The organism is Chamaesiphon polymorphus CCALA 037 (assembly GCF_003003845.1).
Taxonomy (GTDB): domain Bacteria; phylum Cyanobacteriota; class Cyanobacteriia; order Cyanobacteriales; family Chamaesiphonaceae; genus Chamaesiphon; species Chamaesiphon polymorphus.
Genome location: NZ_PVWO01000185.1, coordinates 1 through 10,163, shown reverse-complemented (window position 1 = coordinate 10,163; position 10,163 = coordinate 1). Strand labels below are relative to the sequence as shown.

The 10,163-nt window shown below is 48.3% G+C and carries 8 protein-coding genes and 1 pseudogene; 5 read left to right on the top strand and 4 right to left on the bottom strand.

Annotated elements, in window-relative coordinates; genetic code table 11:
• The coding region (locus C7B77_RS14960; protein ID WP_106306217.1) for a GNAT family N-acetyltransferase at window positions 1-347 on the bottom strand (347 nt) is incomplete at its 3' end.
• 134 nt (window positions 348-481) lie between these two features.
• A complete protein-coding gene (gene rpe / locus C7B77_RS14955) occupies window positions 482-1,171 on the bottom strand; it encodes a ribulose-phosphate 3-epimerase (protein ID WP_106306214.1) in 690 nt (229 codons plus the stop codon).
• A 219-nt stretch (window positions 1,172-1,390) separates the two neighbouring features.
• Here rpe and C7B77_RS14950 point away from each other — a divergent pair.
• Window positions 1,391-1,861: pseudogene (locus C7B77_RS14950) on the top strand (bacteriorhodopsin); the annotation flags it as partial.
• Window positions 1,862-1,989: 128 nt separating this feature from the next.
• Here C7B77_RS14950 and C7B77_RS14945 read toward each other — a convergent pair.
• Window positions 1,990-2,739 carry a phycobilisome rod-core linker polypeptide gene (locus C7B77_RS14945; protein ID WP_106306223.1) on the bottom strand — a complete coding sequence of 250 codons (750 nt, stop codon included), beginning with the start codon at window positions 2,737-2,739 and terminating at the stop codon, window positions 1,990-1,992.
• Window positions 2,740-3,433: 694 nt separating this feature from the next.
• Between C7B77_RS14945 and C7B77_RS14940 the strand changes: the two genes are divergently transcribed.
• The 4 genes from C7B77_RS14940 to C7B77_RS14925 all read left to right on the top strand — a co-directional run bounded on the left by C7B77_RS14940 (window position 3,434) and on the right by C7B77_RS14925 (window position 6,292).
• The gene (locus C7B77_RS14940; RefSeq protein WP_342761359.1) at window positions 3,434-3,568 is read left to right on the top strand and encodes a hypothetical protein; all 135 of its coding nucleotides are present in this window, start codon (window positions 3,434-3,436) and stop codon (window positions 3,566-3,568) included.
• Window positions 3,569-3,820: 252 nt separating this feature from the next.
• Window positions 3,821-4,636 (top strand): phycobilisome rod-core linker polypeptide, encoded by an 816-nt coding sequence (locus C7B77_RS14935; protein WP_106306211.1) that lies wholly within the window; start codon window positions 3,821-3,823, stop codon window positions 4,634-4,636.
• Between the two features lie 119 nt (window positions 4,637-4,755).
• On the top strand, window positions 4,756-5,613 hold the full coding sequence (locus C7B77_RS14930) for a phycobilisome linker polypeptide (protein WP_106306220.1): 858 nt from the start codon (window positions 4,756-4,758) through the stop codon (window positions 5,611-5,613).
• A gap of 82 nt (window positions 5,614-5,695) precedes the next feature.
• Window positions 5,696-6,292, top strand: a complete 597-nt coding sequence (locus C7B77_RS14925) for an MBL fold metallo-hydrolase (RefSeq protein ID WP_106306208.1) — start codon at window positions 5,696-5,698, stop codon at window positions 6,290-6,292.
• Between the two features lie 470 nt (window positions 6,293-6,762).
• Here C7B77_RS14925 and C7B77_RS14920 read toward each other — a convergent pair.
• On the bottom strand, window positions 6,763-10,163 hold a 3,401-nt coding region (locus C7B77_RS14920; RefSeq protein ID WP_106306205.1), incomplete at its 5' end, for a DNA-directed RNA polymerase subunit beta''.

Genomic DNA, 10,163 nt, shown 5'->3' with positions numbered 1-10,163 from the left:
GATGTGTATAAGAGACAGGCCATTAAACCAAAAAATGTACCGGGTTGGGCGATCGATAGTACGTAGTTATGGATTTTTTCAGTGATTCTATAACCGATCCCCCGACCTTGATAGTTTGGTAAAACTATGACATCTTGAAGATAAAAATAGAGATAGCCATCTCCAACTACTCGTCCACATCCAACTACACGATCGCTGTCGATCGCACACACGCTATATAAAGAATTTTGGAGAGAGGGTTCGACAATTGTCACTGAATGATTGTGCCAACCCACAGATGCTCTCAAAAGTTGATATTCGCTTACCGTTGGGATTCGTTCGACAATTTCAACAATTTCGGATAACATTTCACCTGCAACTCCCGATCGCGATCGTTATGTTTCTAAAGGGTTGAGATTGTGGCTAGCCAGAAAAAACAAACAGGGATAAAGGTCGATCTCTCTTCCCTTTACCCCTTTTCGCTTTCGATCTTGGCTCGTTCTTATGCTGTTACTAATTCTGGACGTTTGCTATTGCGAATGCCTTTAATCGCTTCAGCATAGTCAGGCGCATTAAATACCGCCGAACCAGCCACGATCGCATTGGCACCAGCTTCAATAACTTGCCAGCTATTATTAGCCTTGAGTCCGCCATCGACTTCGATCCAAGGATCTAAGCCACGCTCGTTACACAGTTGACGTAACTTGGCAACTTTGGTAACTGCACTCGGAATAAAGCTTTGACCGCCAAAACCGGGGTTGACGCTCATAATTAGGATCAAATCGCACAATTCGAGCACGTATTCGATTAATTCTAATGGCGTACCGGGATTGAGTACTACACCCGCTTGTTTGCCCAATTCCTTGATTTGTCCCAAGGTACGGTGCAAGTGAGGAGATGCATTGTGCTCGGCATGGACGGAGATAATATCTGCGCCAGCTTTAGCAAAATCAGCTACATATTTTTCTGGTTCCACGATCATTAAGTGGACATCCAGGGGCTTTTTGGTATGGGGACGAACGGCTTCGACAATCAGGGGGCCGATAGTAATATTTGGTACGAACCGTCCATCCATTACATCAACGTGAATCCAGTCCGCGCCAGCGGCATCCACAGCCCGAATTTCTTCACCCAAGCGGCCAAAATCCGCAGAAAGGATGGACGGGGAAATCACCAAGGATTTTTGGCTCATAGTTACTATATGTCTCCTGAGAGTTAAGTTTCGGTAAAAATTTTAACAATTTCTACAATTTTAACAGGGGTTAGGGATCGATCGCATAAGTTGCTAGTTATGACCGATCGACTGCCGAGACAAGGGTAATGGGTAATGGGTAATGGGTGGAACTGCATTCCACAAGACTTCTGCCTTTTGCCTAAAACCTAAAGCCTAACGCTTTACGATCGACCGACATTCTGGGTGAGATATGTGACCTGGTTTTGCTCGACACCTTTACTGATTCTCGATCTAGCATTTCTGGGGCGGACTAATTTACCTATTACCTGTAGCTTAATTGGCGCGAATGCCTATATGATTGCGACTGGTTTTGTCGGTGCAATTACGCCCAAACCGATGAATCAAATCTGGTATTTGGTAAGTTGTGGTGCGTTTGTTGCTACGCTCTATCTATTACTAAAACCCTACCGCCAGCAAGCCGATCGACACTACCCCCACGCCAAGCAAGTATTTCGGAAGTTGTTAACCGCGCATGTCGTACTGTGGACTTTGTATCCTGTCGTTTGGATTTTGGCAGCGACTGGTTTAGGTGTCCTCAGTCAAGGGCAAGAAACAATGGGCTACACGTTGCTGGATTTGGCTTCTAAAGTGGGATTTGGATTTTTATCGCTCAATTCGTTATACCAGCTAGAATCGCAAAAAGTTTGAGTTGGTAAGAACGTTAAAGCGATCGCCCGACTTGTTGGATCTGTGGGCGATCGCGGCGATAGCGATCGTCGGAGATCGATCGGGCAATTGCAGGCAGCGAACGAATCGAAGCTGCCTGCGATCGGGTTTTAACGACGATAAGGGACTTTTTGGGCGATATCGATGTTGTAAGCAGAAATGCTACTGGCAACACCCGCTCGGGGATTGATACTTTTTGCCATATTGGCAAACAATCGAGAATCGCCAGCCTTGAGTTTTTGGTCGTAAGGGACAAAGGTGCGCACGACTTCTTGCCAAATTCCTTTGGGAAAGCCCAATTGGTTGCGATAGTAAGCATCGTAACGAGGCGAAGTAATATTAAACGGAATTTCGCCTGTAGCACGACTGGGCAGAATGCGACGGCGATGGTAGGGCAGGGTATTTTCGCCAAAGTTTTCGATGTACTCATCACTGTTGAGCAGGTCGTCGATAAAACCTTTGACGCCTTTGGTCATGACGATCGCCGACCAAGAAATCTTCTCAGCTTCACTATAAACCTTGCGTCCTAACACCTTTTGAATGCAATGTTCGACAAAGCGATAGTTACTATTTTTGTTGTAAAAGCTATCGATAAAGGTATTAGATACTAGCAATCCCCGCACGAAGTCGCGGACTGTAATCTGTCTGTTGCGAAGTTGAGATTCTAGCACAATTTCGCGATCCCACTTAAATGCATGGAAGAAAATCTGGCGATAAGCCGCATTAATCAGATTTCCCATTTCCGTTGGCGAAAATATATCATCAGTTGAATAAATGTTCGCTTCGTCATCTGGTGCTCCCAACGGATCTACCCGTTGATTCGGACAAGTAGGAGCATAAGCTAATAGAGGAATAGCCACGTTGTACAAACCCTCAGCTTTACAAAAATTGAAAAATAGCAATTAAATTGTAGAAGATAAGCGGATTTGAATTTACATCTCTCTAATAAAACTTTACAGACTTTTACTTTATAATTATCGATCGATGAGGCTGAAAATACAGATATGAAAAGACTGCATAGTCCGCCAGAAGCTATTGAAGACAATAGTTTACAAGGTTTTAAGAAAAGCTGTATTTTTGGGGATCGGTAACGATCTTGTCAAAACGACTGAGTTATTGTAAAGTTTATGTCACAAATAATTAACATTCTCTAAAGACCGAACAGCCTGATATGAGAGGGTTTAAAGCTTATATTATATTTCTTAATCTAGTTTAAGTCTCATATTTTTTGTAATTGCACCAATCTTGCACAAATAAATTGCTCTAATTAGCGATGTAAGGACGGCAAAAAACTAAAAGCTATAGAGGCTAACGCTAAATAGTGAGTTTTTTAAGGCCGACATGATGGTATTGCCAACGTCACTTTTTGATTTTCTAGATTTCCTGTGGGGAAGTCTAAAATTTTGTGCGGCGGATCTAAGTATAGAAAGCTTTATGAAGTTTAGAACTCATTTAGTGGCAACAGTTCGGGCTGTTTTGGCAGTCAGCATTAACCAGATCGATTCAGTTTTAAAGTAAAAGTTTAGTCAATCGAGTAAATTAGGAGAAAAATCGATGTTAGATGCCTTTACTAAAGTTGTTTCTCAGGCCGATGCCAGCGGTCAGTTAGTGAGCAATGCTCAAATTGATGCTTTGATAGCAATGGTAAAAGATGGTGCCAACATCGATGACACGATCGACGGTCTGTAATCAGTGCTTTTGCCAGGATGGATAAACATCTTTAAATTCGTAGCTCGCACCAGGTAGCTCGATCGGGAAATGGGCAAAGCTAAATTTTGACCCATAGACTCAATTACCGAAGATTGGCAATTTGGTGCAAGCTGCGAACTGAGGGCTTTCATGTTTGTGCTTATCTTTACCTGGCAACTTTTAAGATCCGTATTACAGTTAAAAATTTATCAAAAAGTTGTTTACTGAATTAGTTGCCTGGAGGTAACAAACATGGCTGGCTTACAAGAGGCAGGAAGACTGGGGATAACCCCCTTTGAGGATACACAACCCGTTGAATTACGACCTCATTGGACTCAAGATGACGTCCGAGCGGCAATTGCCGCAGCCTATCGGCAGGTGTTAGGCAACGAACATCTCATGGCGTGCGAGCGATTGGCAGGGCCTGAATCGCTGTTAGTACGGGGTAATATTTCGGTACGAGATTTTGTCCGGGCAATCGCCAATTCAGAACTTTACCGTCAGAAGTTTTTGTATCCCAATTTTCACGTCCGTTTTATCGAGTTGAATTACAAACACTTGCTAGGACGTGCGCCCTACGACCAATCCGAAATTTCCTATCATTTGGATCTGTACCTGACTCAAGGGTACGAAGCAGAGATCGATTCTTATCTTAACTCTGTAGAATATCAAGCAAACTTTGGGGATAGTATCGTTCCTTATTATCGAGATTTTCACGTCAATCGTTCGAGCCGATCGATTGGTTTTAGTCGTTTGGCTCATCTCTATGGCGGCTATGCCAACAACGATCGATCGCCAGGACAAACGCAACCTCGCTTGACTTGGGAAGTCGCGCGGAATGTGGCAACCCCGATCGCGGGTGCTTCGCCAGGAGCGATTTCTGGTGCGATGGGTGGCTCTCGTGGCGATGTTTATCGACTGACGGTACTAGAATCTTCTGCTGCCAAGTACTCAGCCATCGCCCGCTACAGCACGACCGAAATACTCGTTCCTTACGATCGACTGACGACTAAGCTCAAACAGTTAAGTCGCGCTGGCCGGAAGGTCGTCGGTGTTACTGCGGTTTAATTTGGCGGGAGAAGGGAGAAAGGGTAAAGGGTAAAGGGTAAAGGGAATTCGATCTCATGACACCACACCCTTGGCCCTCTCTCATCTGTTATTTATTACTTAATAAAGGAGAATTGCCAGTGGCTATAACAACAGCAGCATCTCGCCTCGGCACGTCGGCGTTTGGTGATGCCGCTCCAGTAGAGTTGCGTTCTAATGCGACTCAAGATGATATTGAAACCGTAATTCAGGCTACTTATCAACAGGTATTGGGCAATCCTCATCTCCTGAAATCAGAACGCCTGACGATCGCAGAATCTTTGCTGCGCAATCGCCAAATTACCGTCCAGGAATTCGTGCGTCAAATTGCCAAATCAGACCTGTACAAGCAGAAGTTCTTTCACAACAGCTTCCAAAGCCGGACGATCGAACTTAATTTCAAGCATATCCTCGGGCGAGCACCTTACGACCAGGCCGAAATTACCGAGCACATGAATCGGTATCAAAATGAGGGATATGAAGCCGATATCGACTCCTACATCGACTCAGCCGAGTATCAAACTAGCTTTGGTGAAAATCGAGTACCCTACTACCGCGACTTTGCCAATGCAGGTCTGTGCGAGCGATCGGTCGGATTTCCGCGTCTGCTCCAACTGTATCGCGGCTTTGCCAATAGCGATCGGGTGCAGTTGAGCGGCAAGGCTCCCAAATTGGTCAAAGATTTGGCTCGCAATACTTCTTCGGCGGTAACGTCTCTTTCTGGTGCTGGGTTCTTACCCGCACTCAAAGGCGATGCTTCCTTTAGCGCGTTCGGCGGATCGACAGCATTTGGTTCCGGTCGCCTGTTCCGGGTCGAAGTTGCCGCAATCAGCAAGCCCGGATATCCTAAAGTCCGCCGCGTTAACAAAGCGGTAATTGTCACCTATGAAGAGCTGACTCCGCACATGCAAAGAGTTCAGCGTCAAGGTGGCAAGATCGCCAGTATCGTTCCGCTCTAACGCTAGGCTAAATTAATGGAATAATAGCACTAGGGGTGTAGCGAACGCACCCCTATTTTTTTGTTAGCTGCTTGGCTTAGTTATGAAATTCCTCCACCGTCCCGATCTGTTCTGTTGGTCTGAGTTTAATTCCGAACGCAATATTGATTTTCATAGTATTGCCTGGATTCGAGCCGAGGGGAATGTGCTCATCGATCCACTGCCCCTATCGGCGATCGATCTGGCACATTTACAGTCTTTGGGTGGTGCTAGCTGGATTGTCATTACCAATTCCGACCATATTCGTGCCAGCCAAGAAATTGCCGCCCAAACAGGTGCCCAAATTGCGGCTCCGCAGGGCGAGCGCGACACCTTCCCCATTGCTGTCGATCGCTGGTTGGCTGATGGCGATACGGTCGTCCCTGGGCTAGAAGCGATCGCATTACATGGTTCTAAAACTCCTGGCGAGTTAGCTCTTTTGTTGCAAGAAACTACGTTAATTGCTGGCGATCTAGTCAGAGCGCATCAAGCTGGCTCGCTGATGTTATTGCCAGATGCTAAGTTAGTCGATCGCGAGTTAGCATTAGCTTCGGTGCGAAAATTGGCCGAACTCGATCGAATTGAAGCGGTGCTAGTGGGCGATGGCTGGCATGTCTTCCACCAGGGACATCTACAACTGCAAGCATTGTGCGCTAAGTAGTAATGTGAGGGGAAAGGGAAAAGGGTAAGGGGTAAAGGGGTAAACGATAGATGATGAGTATGTTCCTTTACCCTTTCCCATGCTTGGCCAGAGATTTTGGCTTTGGGGAAAGATCTGAGTAAATCTTACAGCAAATTCCGTTCAAATGAACCACAGTTGGTAGGGTGTGTTATCCCGCTAGGGCAACGCACCATCCTAGATTTTGGTGTGGTATATTATACCAAATCCGATTCATACAGACTTCTTTATTGCTAGTACAATCCTGTTGCCCTCACCCCGCCAGATCCTGCGGCTCTAGCTCCCCTCTCCCAAGCTTGGGAGAGGGGTTGGGGGTGAGGGCAAGGTTGGTGGGTTTTACTAACCGGATTTGGTATTAGATCTCAAACCGCTGTAATTCGGTTTTAAATAAAAGAAAGAGCATTATTCTAAGGAATAATGCTCTTTCAACATAGTGTGATTGCTAATGACAATTATTCAAAATCGTCATCGTCATCACCGTCCCCTGGCGGTGCCCAATCGAAATCATCGTCATCGTCGGAGCTACTGGATTTGACAGTATCGCCGTAGAGTCCAGCGAATTCATCTTCCTCTTCTGGACTAGTAGGCTTGACGATCGATAGACCACCGAGCATCGGATCGTCGAGATCGTAGCTGCGGGCGGTGCGATCGTCGAGAATCATATCCTCATCGCTGCCAATGGTGCCATCGTAGGCTCCATACATGCCTGGAGAGCCATAATCGTTGTCCATAATCGGGCTGGAGAAGTTAGAGTCCTCGTAGGCGTTAAAGCCAGTACCCGCCGGGATCAGACGACCGATGATTACGTTCTCTTTCAAGCCGCGCAACCAGTCAGATTTACCTTCGATCGCGGCTTCAGTCAGGACGCGAGTAGTCTCTTGGAAACTCGCAGCCGAGATGAAGCTATCGGTATTCAAGGATGCCTTGGTAATACCGAGCAGCATCGGCGTATATTCAGCCGGAGCTGCACCAGTAATCGACATGGCTTCATTGACCTGTTCGACTTGGCGGAGTTCTTGGAGTTCTCCCGGTAGCATGGTAGTATCGCCACCATCGTCGATCCGGACTTTGGAAGTCATCTGCCGCACGATCGTCTCGATGTGTTTGTCGGCGATGTCGATCCCTTGAGATTGATACACCGATTGAACTTCGTTCACTAGGAAAGCTTGAGCTTTTTGCAGGGCGAGTAATGCTGCTTCAAAGACGCCATTGTCTTCGCGGAAGTGGTTGAAGTAGACTTCGAGGATCTCGTGTGGATTCAATTGGCCGTCAGTGAGCAGATGTCCGGCTTTGACTTCTTGGCCGTCGGAGACGAGTAAGTTTTGACCGGGGCCGAGGAAGTATTCTTCGACGGCACCGCTGGCATCGATGACTTTAATCTCGATCGGTTCGTTGTCGTCACCGTAGACCACAGATGCGTTACCATCGCGACGGTTGAGGATACAGGCTTCCTTGGGTTTGCGGGCTTCGAGCAGCTCCTCGATCCGAGGTAGACCTTGGATAATATCTCCAGTTTTCGATCGCTCGAATACCAGTAGTACCAAGTTATCGCCCCGTTGGACGAGATCGCCATTATCGATATGCAGGATCGCTCCTGGCGAGACGCGATAGGGACGTGCCATCCGCAAGATGACTTGGGAGTCAGTCACTTCCACAACTTGACCGGATTCAGAACTGGTGATGCCTTCGGCAAGTTGGCTCTCAGCCACTACTAGCTTGCCAACTTTGACAGTCGGTGTAGCACCATTAGTTTCGACGATCGTCCGATCGGTATCGCGGACGACGAGTACCCGTCTCACGGATTCAGCACCTTGGCGAATCCCTCGGACGATACCATGATGTTTGCAACGAATCTCAGTCCGAGCGACAACTGCGCCAGGAGCGATTTGTTGTCCGTCGGTGACCAGAGCTTCGGTATACGTGCTACCACCCAAGTTATCGCCAGCAGTATCGCGCCGGATCGTTAGAGATTCGAGAATCACCAGTTGGAGCCGGAGTTCGCCACTATCTTCTTCGATCAGTTCGATATCGGCGGCAAGCTGAGGCGTGCTAGTCGAATCCATTTCCAACACCAGTTGGGTACGCAGAAGTTCGACGCCATCGACAGATTTCACCCGTTCGCCATCTTTGTAAGGAACGCGCTGAACGGCACGTAACTCGATCGTGCCTTGAGCACCAGCTTGGTTGACAGATGCTTGGGAGGGCAGATTGGGTTCGTCAGGAACTTGATATTCTACGACGGGGCGGATCAAGAGTGCCGAACCTTCGGGGGTTTCGACGTATTCTAGATACCGCAGTTCGGTGAGTTCTTCCAGTTCGGGAACGGGTTTTTGGCCGGGATAGCAGATCGTACCGCTGACGGACTGTCCGGCTTCGGGGTCGTCGAGCAGGTGCAAGTCGCCAGGTTTGATTGTAATTTCCCGTAAAATGTCATTTTTCTGGACGACTTCGATAATGCCGCTGATGCCGCAGAAGATATCGCGAATGACTTCGGTACCTGCTTCGACATACTGACCATCTTCGACGTTGAGCAGGGAGATGTCTTTATTCACCTCATGGGATTCTTCGGGGATCCACAGGATTGTTCCGCCTTGCACGACCTCGTAGCCCTGTTTGGCTTTACCTTTTTTCTGGACATCTAGTCCGGCAAATTTAACGATCCCGCCCGTGCGCGTGCGATAGCGATCGTCTACCAGTTCGGCGACGGCGGTGCTGTTTTGCACTTTAGTTCCAGGCGCAGTCAGCAGTTGGAAGCGTTGATTGTCATCGGTAACGATCGCGTATTGTTCGCGACCAGACGTGGTATCGACTTCAACTTTAGCTCGATCGAGCGACACAGAGGCGGTGATAATATCGATCTCCCGTTCGCCGCGCAGTCGGACGACACCACCGCTGACCGAAATCAGCCGGGTTTCCGCCAAGACGCCATCTTCGGCAATCCGATCGTCATTTTTGACCATCGGTTCGGCACCAGGTGGCAAGTTATAAACTTCACCCGAGAGTACCCAGATCAAGCCACCCCGTTGGGCACTCCGCGTCATGTTACCCTGACGATCGGTTTTTTCTTCCGGTACGATATCGGCAAATAAGACTTCCCCAGCCAAGTCGGAGGCGACGTCTTTAGTTGCTTTCTCGGTCGAGCGTCCGCCTTTACTCAAAGCGATTTCTGCTAGCAGATCGCCAGTTTTAACTTCGGCACCATCGGGCACGAGTAGTAACGAACCAGGGGTGAGGTTGAAGACTTTCTTCTTACCTTTACCTTTGGGTTCGACGATCAGATCGCCGTTGACTTCTACCTGTTCGCGGTCTTCCCCATGACGAGTCCGGACGGCACGCACGCGGAGGTTGGAGAATTTGACGACGCCATCGTGCGGCGCGCGAATTTGTTGCTCGACTTCGCCCGTAAATACCCCTCCCGTGTGGAATGTCCGCATCGTGAGCTGGGTACCGGGTTCGCCGATCGATTGTGCGGCAATAATCCCGACGGCTTCTCCCAAATCGACCAGGTGTCCGTGCGCCAAACTCCAACCATAGCAGAGTTGACAGACCGATCGTGCGGCTTCACAAGTCAGTGCAGAGCGCGCGAAGACCGATGTCACACCAGCTTTAGTAATTTCCTTAATCAGATCTTCATCCAATTCTTGGTTGCGGGTGCCGATAACCGCTTTGGTTTCGGGGTGGAGAACATCGGCGGCGAGTACCCGTCCGTTCATCCGATTCTTGAGCGGAATCAAAACGCGATCTCCGTCCTTCATTGCTTCGACGACTAAGCCGCGAGTAGTGCCGCAATCGTGTTCGCGGACGATCACATCTTGAGATACATCGACCAGACGACGAGTCAGGTATCCAGAAT